Source organism: Acinetobacter sp. BD54 (genome assembly GCF_044778325.1).
Classification (GTDB): domain Bacteria; phylum Pseudomonadota; class Gammaproteobacteria; order Pseudomonadales; family Moraxellaceae; genus Acinetobacter; species Acinetobacter baumannii.
The window spans coordinates 13,168-32,503 of the sequence record NZ_JANJEP010000010.1 but is presented as its reverse complement, the minus strand read 5'-3'; the positions used below and the strand labels follow the sequence as shown (position 1 = coordinate 32,503).

Genomic DNA, 19,336 nt, shown 5'->3' with positions numbered 1-19,336 from the left:
TTTAATTGTTTTATCGGCCCAATATCATCTCAAGCACAAATTTACTGCCAATAAAACCGATCGCTAATAATGCAAAACCAATTAAGGTAAAACGAATCGCTTTTTGTCCGCGCCAGCCAAGTTTATAGTGGCCAATCAATAAAGAGCCATAAATAAACCATGAAATAATACTAAATACGGTTTTATGAGCGAGATGCTGGGCAAAGAAGCTATCAACTGTTAAGAAACCAAACGCGAGAGCAATGGTTAATAAAATAAAACCAGTAATGATGAGGTCAAATAATAAAGATTCCATGGCCTGAATGGATGGAAGTAAATTGACCCAAATACGTTTTTTTTGTTTCTTTTTGAGTTCACGGTTTTGGAACCATATCAAGATCGCATGTATGGTTGCCATCAGTAAAACAGCATAAGCAGAAAGTGAAAGAATAATATGAGTATCTAAACCTAATGAATGCTGTTCAATAAACTGATCGGGACGGCTAAATGCAAAACCTAAAATAAGACCAATCGCCGCTACAGGAATGCCGAGCAAGTTTAAGGGTACAATCGGGCGGAAAGTACTAAAAACTAAGCTTAACAACAACATAAGTCCTGATGTAAAAGACACCAGATTAAAAACATCGTAGTTAATTCCTGATGGCGTCAGCATGGCATGACATAAAACTGTGCCATGTAACAGCAGTGCTAAGGTCGTAACAAAAGCAAATAACCATGGGTTTGGTTCACGTTTTGACATTAAACGTATGAACAGATACCAGAAAGAAGTGGTATATGCGATGAGTGCCAAAATTGTGTAAACCAAGGGGAGGCTAATCATGTCAAACCTTTTTCAGGATTAATTCATCTAGATAAGATATAAATTCGCTGCGAACTAAAGTATCCTATAGCATTCTATGCATAAATTTTCTATTTCGAGAAAGATTTTTTTGCAACTAGCCATTTTAAGCGGATTTTGCAATGTTTGATACCTTAACAGAACGACTCACGCAGAGTTTAAGAAATGTTACTGGCTCAGGGCAGCTGACCGAAGACAATATTAAAGATACCTTACGTGAAGTACGTATGGCTCTTCTTGAAGCCGATGTCGCGTTACCTGTAACTCGTGAATTTATCGCGAAAGTTAAGGAAGAGGCATTGGGCCAAGAAGTGATGACTCAGTTATCTCCAGGCCAGGCATTTGTAAAAATTGTCTATGATGAACTCACCAAGATGATGGGTGAGGCCAATGAAACACTGGATTTAAGTGCTAAGCCTCCAGTTGTGGTATTACTTGCTGGTTTACAAGGTGCAGGTAAAACAACTACAGCAGCCAAGCTGGCACGTTTCTTAAAAGAACGTCAAAAGAAAAAAGTAATGACCGTTTCTGCCGACGTTTATCGTCCGGCAGCGATTAAACAGTTAGAAACTGTGTCAGCAGAAGTTGGTGCAGGCTTTATTCCATCAGATCCTTCTGAAAAACCAATTGATATTGTTAACCGTGCAATTGAACAGGCAAAAATCCAGTTTGCTGATGTGTTGATTGTCGATACAGCGGGTCGTTTACATGTCGATGAAGACATGATGGACGAAATTAAAGAGTTACATGCAGCAGTTAAGCCGACTGAGACTTTGTTTGTGGTTGATGCCATGACAGGTCAGGATGCTGCAAATACAGCAAAAGCCTTTAATGATGCTTTAGCGCTTACAGGTGTGATTCTTACTAAAACTGATGGTGATGCACGTGGTGGTGCGGCACTTTCTGTACGTGCTATTACAGGTAAGCCAATCAAGTTTTTGGGTATGGGCGAAAAGCTTGATGCCTTAGAGCCATTCCATCCGGACCGTGTTGCTCAACGTATTTTAGGTATGGGTGACGTACTTTCTTTAGTCGAAGAAGTGGAACGTAAAATCGACAAAGAAAAAGCCGAAAAAATGGCGAAAAAATTGCAAAAAGGTGGCAGCTTCAACTTTGAAGATATGCTGATGCAATTTGAGCAAATGAAGAAGATGGGCGGCATGATGGGCTTCTTAGACAAGTTGCCAGGCATGAGTAGTGCAGGAATTCAGCAAGCAATTGAGCAGGCGAATCCTGAAAAGCAGGTCAAGAAAATGGAAGCTATTATCCAGTCAATGACCATCAAGGAACGCCGTAATCCAGACCTGATGAACCCAAGCCGTAAAAAACGTATTGCAGCTGGGTGTGGTATGGATGTAGCTGAAGTGAATAAACTCATTAAGCAACAAGCACAAATGGCTAAAATGATGAAGAAGTTTGCGAATCCATCTGGTATGAGCAAAATGATGCGTTCATTAGGCAATATGCAAAAACAATTTGGCGGTGGCGGCGGTATGGGACCACTATTTGGTAACAACGACCAAAAGAAATAAAACCATAAAATAAAAGGCGCCTAGAGCGCCTTTTATTTTGCAGAGTATTTATTCATCTTTAGGATGATAAGCAATATATTGTTGCAACCCTTTAAGTAAAAGATCTGTTTCAACAGTAGGTTGGTACTTCTGTAGAAATTTTGCAAAAAGAGGAGCATCGCCACCTGTGAGAAGTAGTTTCTTAGGTGATTGTTGCATAATGCTTTCAATCGTACTAATGAGGCCCAGTAAAATACCATGATGTACTGCATCTACGGTGTTATTGCCTGGATTTAGATTATCAAAAGCCGAATCGGGAATTTTAATACCTTTGGTATTTTGAATCAGCGCATCACGCTGTAAATAAAGGTTTGGCAGAATATAACCGCCTAAATGCTGTTTGCCTTTGGTTAAATCAATAGTAAGCGCAGTTCCACAACCAATAATGCAATAGTTTTCTTTTTCCTCAGCAACAGCAAGTACCTGTAACCAGCGGTCAATCCCGAGCTGACTTGGTACTTCATAGCCACATTGTAAACCTGCATATTCAGCATGCACTTTGGCAAAAACAACAGGAATTTCTAGCCATTTTAAAATCTGCTGAATACGCTGATTATTTTCGGTATCGAGAACCGAAGAAATCCCAATACGATGCAAGCCTTGATGTTTAAAGTGTTGGATTAATCCAAGTAATAAATCGGCAGGAGACTGTAAATGTAACTCAGCTGCATGTTCAATAATTTGCTGATTTTCAGTAATCCAGTATTTTAAACGGGTGTTTCCGATATCAAGCCATAAACTTTTCATGGGAAAAATACCTGATTACTGAGTGGTTTGTGGTCTTAGACGACCTTGATAAAACTGCTGTGGTTCAGGAGTTTCAAGAATCACTGCACCTTCATTAGAGATTCCAACGAAACGGCCATATACCAGTCCTTGACTATGTTCGAACTGAACTAACTGATTAAGCCATGCAGCATGGTGGTTAAAACGTCCTGCAAGGTTATAACAACCATGTTCAAACCAGCGGGCTGCATTTTGAATTGCAACATAAAGCTCTGAAATTAACTCAAGACGACTCATTTGCTCTAGGCCTAAATCTTCTAGAGACGTGATCGGTTGATCACTATCAGTGACTGGTGGTGTTTTTAAATTAATACCTACACCCACAATCGCCAGATATTGGGAAAGAGGTTCAACCAAAATTCCGCCCCATTTTCCTTGTGTACTATACAAATCATTTGGCCATTTCACTTGTAGGCTCAAAGGTTGTAGCTGTGGAATTTGCAAAATATTCAACGCAACTTCAAGTGCTAAGCGACCATCTAAGGGTGTTCGAGTTTGCACTAATGTGCTTAAATAAATGTTTCCTTCAGGTGAAATCCATTGCCGTTGATGTTGACCTCGCCCTTGAGTTTGTTGAGCACTGCAAACCAAGCCTGTTGTAATGCCTTTTTGGGCAATTTCACGAATATCATCATTGGTCGAAGTTGTGGTTGCTTTTAATAAAACCACTTCTGGAAGCTGGTTTTTTGCGCTTAAAAGTTGTTGTAGTTGGCGAGTCTCTAAATCCATGTTGAATATGAGCAGAGTGGTAAAACATTTATGGAGTTAATCATATATTTACTCATTGGCGCAATTGCTGGTTTTACTGCCGGACTGTTTGGAGTTGGTGGTGGACTAATTATTGTACCAATCCTCTATGTCGTTTTTACCCAGTTGCACTATGATCCCGCTGTAATCATGCATATTGCAGTCGGAACCTCCCTAGCAACCATTATTGTGACTTCCTTTAGTTCAGTTTCGGCTCATCATAAAAAAGGTGCAGTCCTCTGGCCTGTTTTTCGTAATTTAGCACCGGGACTAGTGATTGGTTCCTTTTTAGGTGCAGGTATTGCCGACCTTTTGTCTGGACAGCATTTACAGCTTCTTATTGGTATCTTTGCTGTTGTGATGGCTTATCGGATGTTCAAAGGAGCCCATGTTGTGGTTGACCCAACACGTCAGCTTCCTTCAACCCCTATGCAATTCATGGCGGGTGGAGGCATTGGTATTGCCTCTGCAATTTTTGGTATTGGAGGCGGAAGCTTAACTGTCCCATATTTAAACCGTCATGGCGTAGTCATGCAAAAAGCAGTTGCGACCTCTGCTGCTTGTGGTTTACCTATTGCTATTGCAGGTGCAATTGGTTTTATGTGGTTTGGTGCTAAAGAGCACATTTCTGTACCTAATACGATTGGATATATCCATATCTACGCTTTTATTGGTATTAGTGTCATGAGTTTTGTCACTGCTAAACTTGGGGCTAAGGTTGCCCACGCATTGTCACCACAAATGCTAAAAAAATGCTTTGCTTGCTTGTTAGTCGTGGTAGGCAGCTATTTTATTTATAAAGGTTTTATGAATTAAAAACGTTTTATTAAAATATATAGAAAAGAAAGCTTAGACTCTCACGGTTTAAGCTTTTTTTATTTGAAGACTTGAAAAGATTAAAGGTGAGTTTTTCATCCGATTTGTGTATGGATTTTGGGTGGGTTGGCTTAAAATGCAATAAAATTGTCAGACAATGACATAGTTTTTAATGGATGGGATCAGTTAAAAACAAGGATGCGAAAGAAAAGCATGGATTAATGCATATAAAAAGTAGCGGGTGATTTATGAATCTCGAAGAGACAGAAAGTCTTTCTGAGCAAATTGTCAAATATATTAGCGAACAGATTATTAGTGGCGAATTGGTTGAAGGCGAACGCATACAAGAGCTTCGTATCGCTAAAGAACTTGACGTAAGTAGGGGATCAGTTCGTGAGGCGCTATTATTACTCGAGCGTACGCATCTCATTGAAATTTTTCCGCGTCGTGGTGCAATTGTTTCGGAAATGTCGGCACAACAGGTCAAAGCGTTGTTTGATACAAATATGATGTTATTGGGGCATATTGTACAACGCATAAGCGAAACATGGCGTGCCCATGAAGCTGATCAATTACAGCTTTTGCTAGAACAGCTTCTTGAGCATGTAAAAGCAGGCGATATCGAAAAATTCTACGATGCTATTTTCCAATATCTTGCTGAACAACAAGATATGGTCGGTAATCCTTATTTAATGAAATTTTATAAAGAATTATTACCATCATTACGTCGTAGTTATTTTTTGACGCTAAATACCTCTAAACGGGAACTGCAAGAAGCATTTGCATTATTTAAACTCGTGACTGATGCAATTTTGATCCGAAAATCACAACAAGCCGCTTTATTTATGGAAGATTTTTGTCGACACTTACGTAACCTTGTGTTGGAATCGCTGACACGAATGAAACAGATTGAATTGGCTTGGGCGAGACGCTCACGCCGCTAGTTAGGGCATTATGCGTTTAAGCAGTTTAAAACTTTCCGGCTTTAAATCTTTTGCAGATAGTACAACTTTAAATTTTAAGGCGAACCGCACAGCAGTGGTTGGTCCAAATGGTTGTGGCAAATCCAATGTTATTGATGCAATCCGCTGGGTGATGGGGGAGTCAAACGCTCGTCAGCTGCGTGGTGGTAGCATGCAAGATGTTATTTTTACCGGAACATCCAAGCGTAAGCCAGTTGGTGTTGCCAGTGTAGAACTGCGTTTTGACAATACCTATGGCAAATTAGGTGGAGCTTATAATGCTTATAATGAGCTCGCAGTTCGTCGTCAGGTAACTCGCGAAGGTAAATCTGAGTATTTCTTAAATGGTACACGTTGTCGCCGCCGTGATATTACTGACATTTTCTTGGGAACAGGGTTAGGGCCACGCTCTTACGCAGTCATTGAACAAGGCATGATCAACCGCTTGGTTGATGCCAAGCCTGAAGAAATGCGTATTTTCATTGAAGAAGCGGCAGGTGTTTCACGCTATCAAGCGCGTCGACGCGAAACCTTGCAACATCTTGAACATACGGAGCAAAACCTTTCACGCTTGGAAGATATTGCGCTTGAGTTAAAATCGCAGCTTAAAACGCTTAAACGCCAGTCAGAAGCAGCAGTTCAATATAAAACATTAGAAAGCCAGATTCGTACACTCAAAATTGAAATTTTGTCTTTTCAGGCAGAGAAAAGTATACGTCTACAAGAAGAATATACCGTTCAAATGAATGAACTGGGGGAAACATTTAAGTTAGTTCGTTCAGAATTAAGTACGATTGAACATGATTTAGAATCTACCAGTGCTTTATTTCAGCGACTTATTCAGCAATCTTCACCGTTACAACAAGAATGGCAACAAGCCGAAAAAAAATTATCTGAGCTGAAAATGACTCTGGAACAAAAACAGAGTTTATTTCAACAAAATAGTACGACACTGGTTCAGTTAGAACAGCAAAAAGCTCAAACGAAAGAACGTTTACAGCTTTCTGAATTACAGCTTGAGACACTGAATAGCCAGTTAGAAGAGCAAACCGAAGCTTTAACTGCAATTGAGCATACAGCAGCTGAAGCAGAGCAAAGTTTTGCCGGTTTACAATCACAGCAACGGCAAGCGCAGCAACAATTTGAGCAAGTAAAAGCTCAGGTTGAAAAACAACAGCAGCAAAAAATGCAAATGTCTGCTCAAATCGAGCAATTAGGCAAAAATGTTCAGCGCATTGAACAGCAAAAAGAAACGCTGCAACATCAAGCAAACCAGATCCAATCGCAAGTACACGAAGATGAACAAGGCGAGCTTGAGCAATTACAGCAGCAGCTTTGTCGTGAAATTTCAACGTTAGAAGCGGAAATTGAGCAGTATGTGCAGCGTATTGAACAAGCTCAACAAGCGCATCAGACAAATAAAAACCAGCAGCAAACGTTAAAAACAGAAATACAGGTTCTATTATCAGAGCAGAAAAACTTAAGCCAGCTTGTTGCTAAACAAAGTCCAAAGCAAAACCAAGATACGCTACGTTTAATGCAGGCTCTAGAGTTAACAGAGCAGGGCAAACCACACGCACAAATTATTGAAAAGTTTTTAGCAAAATGGTTACAGGCACATATTGTTGAAACTGAACAAGCCTTTCAGGAAGGAATTGCTCGCCAGTTAAAGCCTTCAGAGCAATCAAGCAAATTTAAGGGGAACCTGACTTGCTTGAATGATTGGATTGCATCGCCACAGCTATCAATATTCTCGAATGTAGCAATTACACAAGATTTATCTCATGCTTTAAATGAACAAAAGCAACTGCAATATGGCCAGTCTATTTTGACTTTAGATGGTTATCATGTCGGGCAAGATTGGGTAATTGCTCTTATGTATGATGACGAAAGTCAAAGTGCGCAAGGTATGCTCAGTCATCGTATTCGTCTAGACGAAATTGAACAAGTTCTTCAAAAGCAGCAACCAGAATTACAAGCATTAGATCAAATTATAGTTCAGCAAAAAGATGAGCTAGGACAGTTACAAGTTGACCTACAGCAAAAACAACAATTCATTAAACAAAAACAAAAAGACTTGCAACAGCTTGATGTACAAATTGCCAAGCAACAAACCGCAGCACAAGCATTTTTATTGCAAAAACAGCAATTGAAAGATCAACTCGCTCAATTAGATACACAGCTTGAAGAAGATGCGATGCAAAAAGATGATCTTGAAATTGATTTGCATGCATTGGCAATGAAGCTCGAAACCATTTTACCTGACTATAAAACTTTGCAATTTCAGGTAGAAGAATTAACAGAGCAGCTTGAAGAACAGCAACAAGTCTTGCAACAGCAACAACAAGAACGTGAGATTTTACGCCGTAATAGTACGCAGACAACTCAACAGATTGAGTTACTTGAAAAAGATATTTCGTTCTTGCAGAGCCAATATCAACAAATTACAGCGCAAATGGAACAGGCGAAAAAGTTTGTTGACCCTATTCAGTTAGAGCTGCCAAACCTTGAGTCAGAGTTTCAACAACAATTTGCTCAAACCGAAAAGCTGCAAAAGACATGGAATGAATGGCAGATTGAGCTTAATAGTGTCCAAGAGAAGCAACAAACGCTTACAGACCAACGCCATCAATACCAACAGCAAGATGAAAAGCTTAGAGAGCAGCTTGAAGCCAAACGTCTAGCATGGCAAGCAGCCAAGTCGGACCGTGAGCACTATCAAGAACAGCTCAAGGAGTTAAATGCCGAGCTTCAAACGGGCCTGAAAATAGATTTAACTGAACACCAGCAAAAACTGGAAAAAGTACAGAAACAGTTTGAAAAAATCGGTGCAGTTAACTTAGCTGCTTCACAAGAGTTTGAAGAAGTTTCTCAGCGTTTTGATGAGTTGAGCCACCAAATTCAAGACTTGGAAAATACGGTAACTCAGTTAAAAGATGCGATGAAGAGCATTGACCAAGAAACCCGTAAGTTGTTTATGTCGACTTTTGATCAGATTAATCAAGAGTTACAAAATCTATTTCCAAAAGTTTTTAATGGTGGTGAAGCCAGTTTAAGTCTTGAGGATGATTGGCAATCTGGGGTTAAGCTCATGGCGAGACCACCGGGTAAGAAAAACAGTTCTCTAGCATTACTTTCCGGTGGAGAAAAAGCGTTAACAGCGTTAGCATTAGTATTTGCTATTTTCAGGTTAAATCCGGCACCGTTTTGTGTACTCGATGAAGTGGACGCTCCACTCGACGATGCGAATGTACAGAGATATTGTAATTTGGTAAAAGAGCTTTCTGAACATGTACAATTCATTTACATTACACATAATAAGCTGGCGATGACCATGGCAACTGACTTGTTGGGTGTAACCATGCCTGAACCGGGTACATCAAAATTAGTCACTGTCAATTTAGAACAGGCAAAAGAATACGGGTTAGTTTCGGAGTCATAGAATGGAAATCAATACGATTATTGGCATCGTTGTTGCCATTATTATCATGCTAATTGGCTTAAGAATGATTTTAAAAAAGCCGAACCATGCTGAACCCTCGCTAGACAGTGATTTGCATATTAATCCTGAAAGTAATCAACCGGTTATCCCTCGTCATGTACGAGATCAACTTGAACAGCCAGAAGTTACTGTTGCGTCAGCAGCCGTTGCTGAACGAGTGGAACCAACTTTAAGCGAGCCAGCACAGTCAGAAGAAAAGGGAACAAAAGAACTAGAACAGGCTTCACAAGCTCAAACAGTCCAGACACAAGTACCCGTTGAAAATACGCCAGTAGAAGTAGAAGAAGTTAAAGCTGAAGAAAATACTGTTAGCCCAACTGTAAGTGAAAATAGTTCAGTTGAGTTAGTTGATACCGTTTCTGCTGAACCAGAAGTTGTTAGCTCATCAGAACCAAAAGTTGCAGAAGGGCAACCGAAAACTGAGCCGGAATTAAGCTTAAATCCAAATATCGAAACTGCTGAAATTGCTGAGTTTGAAGGTGAAAGCAACATTCTTGATGTACATTTACATGAGCAGCAGCGTTTTGATGACGAAAGTGCGTTAGCAATGGCTGAGCAGATTATCGCATTAAATGTATATCCAAATCCGCGCCGTGCGTTATCGGGTGATAAAGCACTGAAAGTGCTTTTAAAATATGGTCTACGTTACGGTGAAATGTCTTGTTTCCACCGCTATGAAAATACCGATGAGCCGAGTGCATTGATGTTCTCTGTATTGCGTATGACTGATAATGGTCCTGCTGGTTTCGATTTAGAAACTTTATCGACTGAGCAAGTTCAAGGTTTAGCATTTTTCCTTGCACTTCCAAACAGCAAAGCTGTTACCGGTTTTGACATGATGACCAGTATTGCAGGTCTTATTGCTCGTGAAATTGATGGTAAGGTTTATGATGAAAATAACCTTGAATTTACGCCACAGTTAAAAGAACATTGGCGCCATCATGTGATTGATTATCGTCCAGCACAGGCAACAGCCTAGTTTAAATTTTTGGTATAGGTTGCGATAATTGCAATATATCTAGTCGCAGCTCAGGGTGGAGAAATTTCCACCCTTTTTTATGGTGAATAAAATAATGGCAATAACTTCCGTGATCGAACAGATGCGTCAGCTTATTCAACTGATTGCAAAGCATAACCATGCCTACTATGTCATGGATCAGCCGACAATCTCGGACAGTGAATACGATCATTTATTTCATCAGTTAAAAGCTTTAGAAGAACAATATCCGGAACTTGTACAAGCTGACTCACCAACAACGAAAGTAGGTGGTCAAGCGCTTTCAAAATTTGAGAGTGTGACGCATGTGGTGCCAATGCTTTCACTTGGTAATGTATTTAACAAAGAAGACTTATTTGCATTTGCACGCCGTGTAGAAGAGCGACTTCCGAACCAGAAAGTACAATATGAAGTTGAGTTAAAACTCGATGGCCTTGCGATTTCACTATGGTATGAAAATGGTGTACTTGTTCGCGGTGTAACCCGTGGGGATGGCGAAACGGGTGAAGATATTACTCAAAATGTTAAAACCATTCGTAACTTACCTAAAGTTCTGCATTCAGAAAAATATGAAATACCTCGTCTACTTGAAGTACGTGGCGAAGTATTGATGCCAAAGTCTGGTTTTGAAAAACTCAATGCTGACCAAGAAGCAAAGGGAGAAAAAACCTTCGCTAACCCTCGAAATGCAGCCGCAGGAAGTTTAAGACAACTTGATCCAAATATTGCTGCTGCTCGACCTTTGGCATTTTATGCGTATGGGATTGCACAGTGTGAACCAAATCATGGCCTAACAACCATGCATGATAGCTTGCAATGGTTAACGGAACTTGGGTTCCAAATTGCTGAGCGTCAGTACTTGTGTAATTCAATTCAAGAAGTACAGCAGCGCTATGAGCAAATTCAGCAAGAACGTCCAAACTTGCAAGTTGAAATTGATGGCATGGTAGTGAAGGTTGATGACCTAAAACAGCAACAGCAGCTTGGTTTCTTAAGTCGTGAACCACGCTGGGCAACTGCTTATAAATTCCCGGCACAAGCTGCATTAACTACAGTTGAGCAGATTGACTGGCAAGTAGGGCGTACAGGGACTTTGACACCAGTAGCACGCTTAAACCCTGTTTTTGTAGGTGGTGTAACTGTTTCTAATGTAACGTTGCATAATATTGGGGAAATTCATCGTCTGGATGTACGCATTGGCGATACGGTAAGTGTATATCGTACGGGTGACGTGATCCCTAAAGTAGAAAAAGTTTGGCCGGAGTTCCGTCCTGCTGAAGCAGAAGTTGTTCATTTACCAGAGTCCTGCCCAGTATGTGCTTCGCCTGTAGTGATGCCTGAAGGTGAGGCTCTCGCACGTTGTTCAGGCGGTTTATATTGTGCCGCACAGCGTATTGAAGCCATTCGTCACTTTGTATCGCGTAAAGCGATGGATATCGAGGGCTTGGGAGATCGTTGGGTAGAATCTTTATTACGTCTCGATTTACTTAAAGATGTTGCTGATATTTACCATTTGCATGAGCACAGAGAAACTCTGTTGGGCATCGAAAAAATGGGAGAAAAGTCAGTACAGAACTTAATAGATGCGATTGAAGCAAGTAAGAAAACAACTCTAGCACGTTTTATTTATGCATTAGGTATTCGTGGAGTAGGTGAAACAACGGCTAGAATGTTAGCAAATACATTCCAGACGCTTGAGGCTCTTAAAGCTGCGAATGTAGAAGCTTTAAAGAAAACCCCAGACGTAGGGGATATTACAGCAGAGTGGATTGCTGACTTTTTCTTAGCACCGCATAACATTGAAGTGCTCGATCGTTTAATTGCCGCAGGAATTCATTGGGATGCGCCAACAGCACCAACGCGTCAACCTTTAAATGGTGAAAGCTGGGTACTTACGGGTACATTAGAACAAATGACCCGTGATCAGGCTACTCAAATGCTACAAGCATTAGGTGCACGAGTAAGTGGGAGTGTTTCTAGCAAAACAAAATGTGTAGTTGCTGGTGAGAAGGCGGGTTCAAAATTAGAAAAAGCTGCGAAGTTAGGTATTCCCGTCATGAATGAAACAGATTTCTTATCACTCATGGCAGGCTATGGGCAAACTTTGAGCTAAAAGTATAGCGAAATAAGAACCATTGATTTTAGTTACAAATTTATAAATTGATGGTTTTTGCTATATTTGAACGCTTGTCTGAGCTTATAAATCGGACAAGCGTTTCTTTTTGCAAAGGAAATTTAAATAACTTAAACTGCAAATGCGTATGTTTCTCATTTTAATTTGATAAAAATCATAAACTTAACTATTTTTTGTTTTGCAATCATTTTTAAGTTTGCCCATAATAGACTCATACGATAGGAGATTTATTATGCGTGGCAATCCAGAAGTCATAGACTATTTAAATATGCTCATTGGCGGAGAGTTGGCTGCCCGTGATCAATATTTAATCCATTCTCGTATGTATGAAGATTGGGGCTTAAACAAGATTTATGAACGTATTGACCATGAGATGCAAGAAGAAGCGTCTCACGCCGATGCGATTATTCGTCGTGTATTATTTTTAGGTGCCAAACCAAACATGCATCGTGAAGATATCAATGTTGGTACAGACGTTGTATCTTGCTTAAAAGCTGATTTAGCACTTGAATATCATGTGCGTGAAAAATTAGCGACGGGTATTAAACTTTGTGAAGAAAAAGGCGACTACATCAGTCGTGACATGTTACGTCAACAATTATCAGATACTGAAGAAGACCATACTTACTGGCTTGAAAAACAGTTGCGTTTAATTGAACTGATTGGCCTGCAAAATTATATCCAGTCTCAAATTTAATGACTTGAAAAACCCAGCCTAGGCTGGGTTTTTTATTGGCTCATTTTAATAAAATGAAGTCACCATTTAAATGTTAATTTTGCCAAATTGAATATATTCAAAGCCTTACTACATAAGGCTTTGGCAGTTACAAAAAAGTCAGAAAATTTGTATCAGACCCCATGTTTTTTTTGTGGAATTGGATATAATTTCGCCAACAAAAACCCTTGCCTAGAAATTTAATGAGGCAAGGGTTTTTCTATGGGGAATCGGTTGGTATGGATCGCCAATGGTTTTATGGTGAGCTTCGCGTATATGTTATTTTCCAAACCTGCTGTTTTAGATACAGCTACTCTCTTAAGTACACAACGATTAGCAACTCGTCTTAGCTTTTTTAGCTTGGGCTTTGCGATATCTGCATGGGCACCACTTATTCCGTATGCTCAGCAACGTTTAAACCTAAATCATGCAAATTTTGGTTTATTGCTGCTTTGTATGGGAATCGGCTCAATGATTGCTATGCCTGCGACTGGGGCATTAGTTAAGCGTTGGGGATGTCGTCCATTAATTGCTGTGGCGACCATACTCTTGATGGTATTACTACCAAGTTTAACGATCTGGCATAGTCTTGTATCTATGGCTGTAGCGTTATTCATTTTTGGTACGGCAGCAGGTAGTCTTGGCGTTGCTATTAATTTACAAGCAGTTGTGGTGGAAAAGCACAGCTTACGTGCGCTCATGTCTAGTTTTCATGGTATGTGTAGCCTTGGCGGTTTAATCGGTGCCATGCTTGTCACTGCACTATTAGCAATTGGCCTTTCACCACTCATGAGTACATTGTCTGTAGTCATGGTTTTATTGGTGGTGAGCTTTGTTGCCATTCCATCTGCCTTAACAACATTTGAGCAAGATGAACAAGGTGCAGCGGAAATAACTGACGCGCCTAAAAAATCTTCACGTCCGAATGGTACGATCCTTTTGATTGGGATGATGTGTTTTATTGCCTTTTTGTCAGAAGGTGCGGCAATGGACTGGGGTGGTATTTATTTAACTAGTAAATACCAGCTTAATCCTGCCTTTGCTGGGCTGGCTTATACTTTCTTCGCGCTTAGTATGACAAGTGGTCGTTTTGCAGGGCATATCTTGTTAAAACAGTGGGGTGAGAAAACTATTGTGACTTATAGTGCAATTGTTGCTGCTCTTGCTATGGTCACTATTGTGATGGCACCTGTTTGGCAAGTTGTCGTATTGGGTTATGCACTTTTAGGTTTAGGCTGTTCTAATATTGTACCAGTCATGTTCTCTCGTGTTGGACGCCAAAATGATATGCCTAAAGCAGCGGCACTGTCTTTAGTGTCAACGATTGCTTATACAGGTTCATTAAGTGGCCCGGCCTTAATTGGTTTGATTGGCCAGTGGACTAGCCTAACCACCGTCTTATCAGGAGTGGCGGTTTTATTAACCATGATTGCTATACTCAATCGCTTTACTCTTGTGAAGGCAAAGTAATTTAAGCTTGCTTACCAGCCGCGGAACATCGAGAAAAACATCCTCGATGTTCCATAAGCTTAAATTATTATAAGACATGGTAAGTAGGTTGATACTTTTCTTGTAAGGACAACTTAGACTTTGTGAATGTCGGAGAATTTTCTAAATCCTTCAAGAAATTATTTCGCCAATCGCTCAGGTCAGTAGCTGCTAAACCTTCTATTAACTGTTCATAACGATTAATACGTTCAGCTTTGGACATCTCTAGAGCCGTTTTTAAAGAATCCATCATGGCTGCTCTATCTAATGGATCAACAATCAATGCTTGAGTCATTTGTTCAGCAGCACCGGCATATTTAGATAAAATCAGCACACCAGGGTTCTCTGGATCTTGAGCCGCAATATATTCTTTTGCGACCAAATTCATACCATCACGTAATGAGCTAATCCAGCAAATGTCAGAACGACGATAAATATGCATCAAACTGTCATGTTGAACTGTGTCGAAGCAACAATCGATAGGTCGCCAATCTTCATGAGCAAACTCTTCATTAATCAGTTCTAATTTGGCCTTAAAGCGTTGGTATAAGCGTTGATAGGCTGGAATATCTGTACGTGAAGGCGTTGCAACTTGAAGGTGACGTACCAATCCATGATATTCAGGATTAGTTTCAAGGAAAGTTGCAAACGCATTGAAACGTTCAAGTAAACCTTTTGAATAATCAATCCGGTCAACCCCAATAATTGTTTTTTGACGTGGTATATCTTCAAAGTTAAATACGTATGGGGTATGAAAGGCCTGTTGTGCTTGGCGCTGAATAAGTTCTGGTTGAACCCCAATAGGATAGGACTTAATCAAGATTTGACGTTTTTTATAACTGATTCTATCGCTTAGTATTTTTTGAGCTTCAAGTAAGCCCATACAAGTTTGCATACAGGTGTTCTGATCGGTTTGAGTTTGTAAACCAATCACATCATATTGGCAAAGATCTTGGACTAACTGTAGGGCAACTGGGATCTTGCGCCAGATATTTAAGCTTGCGAAAGGAATATGCAAAAAGAAACCGATTTTATTTTGCATACCTAATTCACGGCAATGACGAGCTACGCTGAAAAAGTGATAGTCATGCACCCAAATAAGATCATCGGGCTGAGCAATCTGCTGTAATTTTTCAGCAAATAAACGATTGACCTTTTGGTAGGTATTATATTCTTCTGCATTATATTCGATCAGGTCATCCCGATCATGCATGGCAGGCCATAATACTTTATTGGCAAAACCACAGTAGTACTGTGCATATTGCTGATGTGTAAGAGGGCAGGTAATGTAGTCGATCCCATGAGAATATGCCTGATCGAATTCAGGCGCTTCAGTATCGGTAATTTGCTGACCATTCCAGCCTAACCAAATGCCGTTACTATCATTTAATGCGTCTTGTACAGCTACTGCAAGGCCACCTGCTGAAGCCTTACCCGATGGCATACTGATTCGATTCGATAACACGATTAATTTAGACATATTTGTTCTCCATTCTGATCTTGACTATTTTTGACGTATAACTTTTTTATTTTTTCTAGGAAGAAAAAAAGAAAATTAGACACACTATTAATATCTTTTAATCTATATTGAGCTTCTGTTTCACCAGAACCTACTTTAATTGAAGTGCCAAACTGTTGATTAATAAAAATGAAACCTGATTCATCCGTTAAATCATCTCCTATAAATATAGGGTGGGTTAACGGTAAATTAATATGATTTAATACTGTTTGTATTGCTTTACCTTTATCTGCCTGTTTAGGTAATAATTCAACGACAAATTTTCCTCTATTTAATTTTAATTGAGGATAAAAATATTTAATCTGTTGCATAATATAAATTGCATTATCTTCTAATTCCGGGTTTTTTCGATAATGTAAAGCAATAGAATGTCCTTTATCCTCAATTAATAAATCGGGATATTTTTCACAAGAATTTATAATATCTTCTTTTAATTTTTGAAAATTAATATCGCTTAAATCTGGGCGAATATAAGTATCAGAATCAAAATAAATATCTAAACCATGTAAGCCCGCTATAGGTAATTCAATAGACTGAAATAGCTTACCCGCTGTTTCAACATCACGTCCTGTTACAGCAATCACGGGTATATTTAATTCAATAATTTTTTTTATAACTTCTAAGGTAGTATTTGGAATAAAACTATGCTCAGGATGAATTTGAAATGGAGCTAATGTTCCATCAATATCCAGAAATAAACAATAATTTTTATCTGTAGGTAAGATATTTATAATATCATTTGGTGTAACAAAATATGTATCTTTTTCTCTCCCATCAGATATTATACTTTGATTGTTCATATTTGCCTGCCCATATTTTTTGATCAATATTTAATCTTCTAACATTAAAATGAATTGATGAGTCATTTTTTTTAATAAAAAAACATAAGTATTAACATTAATTACATTGCATAATGGATTTATGGGTGAAGTGTGGATTATGTTGTTTTTTGATTTGCTTCAATGTTTAGATAATTAAATTTTTGTATATTTCATATAAATATTTTAGGCCTTATTTATCAATATATTTCAGAATATTTAACCGCCATAAATAGTTGATTTTGCTTTTTTGAATTCGATTTTTATATTGATTTTAAAAGATATTTTAAATTGATATTAATATATAATTTCCATAAATTTGTCTTTGAGCGTGCATATGAAGTTACAAAATAAAATTTTATTGATTACAGGTTGGGGAGTAGGAATAGAACCTTTGCACTCGTTAAAATTAGGTTTAACGAAAGCTGGATATGACACGCAACTTATTAATATTTTTAATGTTTTAGATAGTAACTTTCACGAGCAGCTTGATTTTTTAACTGATATTGATGTGGTTGTAGGTTGGTCTTTAGGTGGACAGTTAGCAACATACCTGATTGACTTTTTTTATAAACAAACGGGCCAAACTAAAACGTTAATTACGCTTGCCTCTAATCCTTGTTTTGTGGCTAATACCTCGTGGCATACTGCTATGCCTGCTGATGTATTTAGTCAATTTAAAGCGTCCTTTTTACAGAATCCCCAAGCTACTTTAAAACGTTTTTATTATTTAATTACACTTGGCTCATCTCAGGCAAAACAAGATTGGCTTAGTGTACAAAACATAGCAAATCCGCCCACAAATGAACTGTTATTAGAAGGTTTGCAAATGCTTGAGCAGCTAAATTTGGTAGATAACTTGAAAACCTATTCAGGTCGACAGCTTCACCTGTTTGCTGAGCAAGATAATGTCATTTCTTGCAAAATTATGGAAAATTTTAAAGATATAGCGACAGAAAACATGGGTTATAAGCTATTAAAAGATGCTACTCATGCTTTTCCCTACTTACAGGTAGAGAGGACAATTGAAGAAATCTGCCAATTTTTAACAATTCATCAGCAAAGTTCATAAGCTTTGATTGATCTCGCAATTTTCTTTCATTCTTAACAGGTTTAACATGTGCTAAATGAAAGATTTGATTGCTGTAAAAGGGTATAGAGGATGACCGATAATTTTGATTTGGAACATATTTGGCATCCATATACTTCAATGACTCAACCTTTACCCACATTTAAAGTGAAGCGTGCCTATGGGGCAACGATTGAACTCGATGATGGTAGAACTTTAATTGATGGCATGTCATCTTGGTGGTGTGCAATTCATGGCTATAACCACCCTGAGCTTAATCAGGCAGTGACTGACCAGCTACAAAATATGTCTCATATCATGTTTGGCGGTTTAACTCATGATCCTGCTATTGAACTTGGCAAAATTCTTTTAAAAATTACACCGCCGAGTCTCGATAAAATTTTTTATGCAGATTCAGGTTCGGTTGCCGTTGAAGTTGCTTTGAAAATGGCTGTGCAATTCTGGACAGCACAAGGTCAACCACAAAAAACAAATTTTATTACTACACGTTCTGGTTATCACGGTGATACATGGAATGCGATGTCTGTTTGTGATCCAGTGACAGGTATGCATCAGATTTTTGGTACCAGCTTACCGAACCGTCTTTTTGTAGCAGCACCGCAAACCAAATTTCATGAAGAGTGGAACCGAGAAGATATTGCCGAGTTAGAGCAAGCTATTCAGCAAAATCATGAAAACCTTGCTGCACTTATTATTGAGCCGATTGTCCAAGGTGCAGGGGGCATGCGCTTTTATCATCCTGAATATTTACGTCAGGCTAAAGCACTTTGTGAAAAATATCATCTGTTATTAATTTTTGATGAAATTGCCACTGGTTTTGGTCGTACAGGTAAGCTTTTTGCTTGGGAACATGCTCAAGTCGAGCCGGATATTATGTGCCTAGGTAAAGGGTTAACAGGCGGTTATATGACTTTGTCTGCGACCTTAACGACAAAGCATGTAGCAGAAACCATTAGTCGCGGTGAGGCTGGGGTATTTATGCACGGCCCAACTTTTATGGCCAATCCACTCGCTTGTGCCGTTGCTTTAAAAAGTACGCAATTATTAATTGAGCAAGATTGGCAGGCCAATATTAAGCGAATTGAGCAACAGCTTAGTCAATATTTAATGCCTTTAAATCAGCTTGATTATGTTGCTGATGTACGAGTGCTCGGTGCAATTGGTGTGGTAGAACTCACCTTTAATGTCGATATGAAAACTTTACAGCAACAATTTGTAGAGCGTGGAATCTGGATTCGTCCTTTTGGAAAATTAGTTTATGTCATGCCGCCTTATGTCATCACTCAACAAGAGTTAAGTGACTTGCTTGAACAGTTGGTTGAAGTAGTTAAAACGATGCAGGGGGCACATTAA

Annotated in this window: 15 protein-coding genes; 10 read left to right on the top strand and 5 right to left on the bottom strand. The window is 39.1% G+C overall.

All coding sequences use genetic code 11. From position 1 onward, the window contains the following. Nucleotides 1–10: 10 nt before the first annotated feature. Nucleotides 11–820, bottom strand: a complete 810-nt coding sequence (locus NQ782_RS15405) for an inner membrane protein YpjD (protein ID WP_000624642.1) — start codon at nt 818–820, stop codon at nt 11–13. Between the two features lie 140 nt (nt 821–960). Here NQ782_RS15405 and ffh point away from each other — a divergent pair, with 140 nt between their 5' ends. Further along, the gene (ffh, locus tag NQ782_RS15400) at nt 961–2,370 is read left to right on the top strand and encodes a signal recognition particle protein (protein WP_000460625.1); all 1,410 of its coding nucleotides are present in this window, start codon (nt 961–963) and stop codon (nt 2,368–2,370) included. Nucleotides 2,371–2,418: 48 nt separating this feature from the next. On the opposite strand, the gene NQ782_RS15395 is transcribed toward ffh, so the two are convergent. Both NQ782_RS15395 and NQ782_RS15390 read right to left on the bottom strand, forming a co-directional pair. Then, a complete protein-coding gene (locus tag NQ782_RS15395) occupies nt 2,419–3,156 on the bottom strand; it encodes a pantothenate kinase (RefSeq protein ID WP_000839418.1) in 738 nt (245 codons plus the stop codon). Nucleotides 3,157–3,171: 15 nt separating this feature from the next. Then, nucleotides 3,172–3,924: a biotin--[acetyl-CoA-carboxylase] ligase gene (locus NQ782_RS15390; protein ID WP_057094219.1), complete on the bottom strand. Its 753-nt coding sequence runs from the start codon at nt 3,922–3,924 to the stop codon at nt 3,172–3,174. A 30-nt stretch (nt 3,925–3,954) separates the two neighbouring features. Between NQ782_RS15390 and NQ782_RS15385 the strand changes: the two genes are divergently transcribed. From NQ782_RS15385 to NQ782_RS15355, 7 genes are all read left to right on the top strand, one after another. Then, nucleotides 3,955–4,758, top strand: coding sequence for a sulfite exporter TauE/SafE family protein (locus tag NQ782_RS15385; RefSeq protein ID WP_000420173.1), 804 nt, complete (start codon nt 3,955–3,957; stop codon nt 4,756–4,758). 248 nt (nt 4,759–5,006) lie between these two features. Next, nucleotides 5,007–5,702 carry a GntR family transcriptional regulator gene (locus NQ782_RS15380; RefSeq protein WP_001047228.1) on the top strand — a complete coding sequence of 232 codons (696 nt, stop codon included), beginning with the start codon at nt 5,007–5,009 and terminating at the stop codon, nt 5,700–5,702. Nucleotides 5,703–5,712: 10 nt separating this feature from the next. Next, nucleotides 5,713–9,162, top strand: a complete 3,450-nt coding sequence (smc, locus tag NQ782_RS15375) for a chromosome segregation protein SMC (protein ID WP_057094217.1) — start codon at nt 5,713–5,715, stop codon at nt 9,160–9,162. Nucleotide 9,163: 1 nt separating this feature from the next. Beyond that, nucleotides 9,164–10,201, top strand: a complete 1,038-nt coding sequence (locus tag NQ782_RS15370; RefSeq protein ID WP_000405211.1) for a cell division protein ZipA C-terminal FtsZ-binding domain-containing protein — start codon at nt 9,164–9,166, stop codon at nt 10,199–10,201. 94 nt (nt 10,202–10,295) lie between these two features. Further along, complete coding sequence (gene ligA / locus NQ782_RS15365) at nt 10,296–12,332, top strand: NAD-dependent DNA ligase LigA (RefSeq protein WP_001018840.1); 2,037 nt, start codon at nt 10,296–10,298, stop codon at nt 12,330–12,332. Between the two features lie 253 nt (nt 12,333–12,585). Next, nucleotides 12,586–13,050, top strand: coding sequence for a bacterioferritin (gene bfr / locus NQ782_RS15360; RefSeq protein ID WP_001214863.1), 465 nt, complete (start codon nt 12,586–12,588; stop codon nt 13,048–13,050). A gap of 294 nt (nt 13,051–13,344) precedes the next feature. After that, nucleotides 13,345–14,538 (top strand): MFS transporter, encoded by a 1,194-nt coding sequence (locus NQ782_RS15355; protein WP_001992131.1) that lies wholly within the window; start codon nt 13,345–13,347, stop codon nt 14,536–14,538. Nucleotides 14,539–14,605: 67 nt separating this feature from the next. Here NQ782_RS15355 and NQ782_RS15350 read toward each other — a convergent pair whose 3' ends face one another. Both NQ782_RS15350 and otsB read right to left on the bottom strand, forming a co-directional pair. Further along, nucleotides 14,606–16,036 (bottom strand): trehalose-6-phosphate synthase, encoded by a 1,431-nt coding sequence (locus NQ782_RS15350; RefSeq protein WP_000040106.1) that lies wholly within the window; start codon nt 16,034–16,036, stop codon nt 14,606–14,608. Next, the gene (gene otsB, locus NQ782_RS15345; RefSeq protein WP_086230996.1) at nt 16,024–16,875 is read right to left on the bottom strand and encodes a trehalose-phosphatase; all 852 of its coding nucleotides are present in this window, start codon (nt 16,873–16,875) and stop codon (nt 16,024–16,026) included. Before otsB ends, NQ782_RS15350 begins: the two co-directional genes overlap by 13 nt. Before the next feature lie 355 nt (nt 16,876–17,230). Here otsB and NQ782_RS15340 point away from each other — a divergent pair, with 355 nt between their 5' ends. Both NQ782_RS15340 and bioA read left to right on the top strand, forming a co-directional pair. Next, nucleotides 17,231–17,965, top strand: a complete 735-nt coding sequence (locus tag NQ782_RS15340) for a hydrolase (protein WP_086230995.1) — start codon at nt 17,231–17,233, stop codon at nt 17,963–17,965. 90 nt (nt 17,966–18,055) lie between these two features. Continuing rightward, complete coding sequence (gene bioA, locus NQ782_RS15335) at nt 18,056–19,336, top strand: adenosylmethionine--8-amino-7-oxononanoate transaminase (protein ID WP_000131439.1); 1,281 nt, start codon at nt 18,056–18,058, stop codon at nt 19,334–19,336.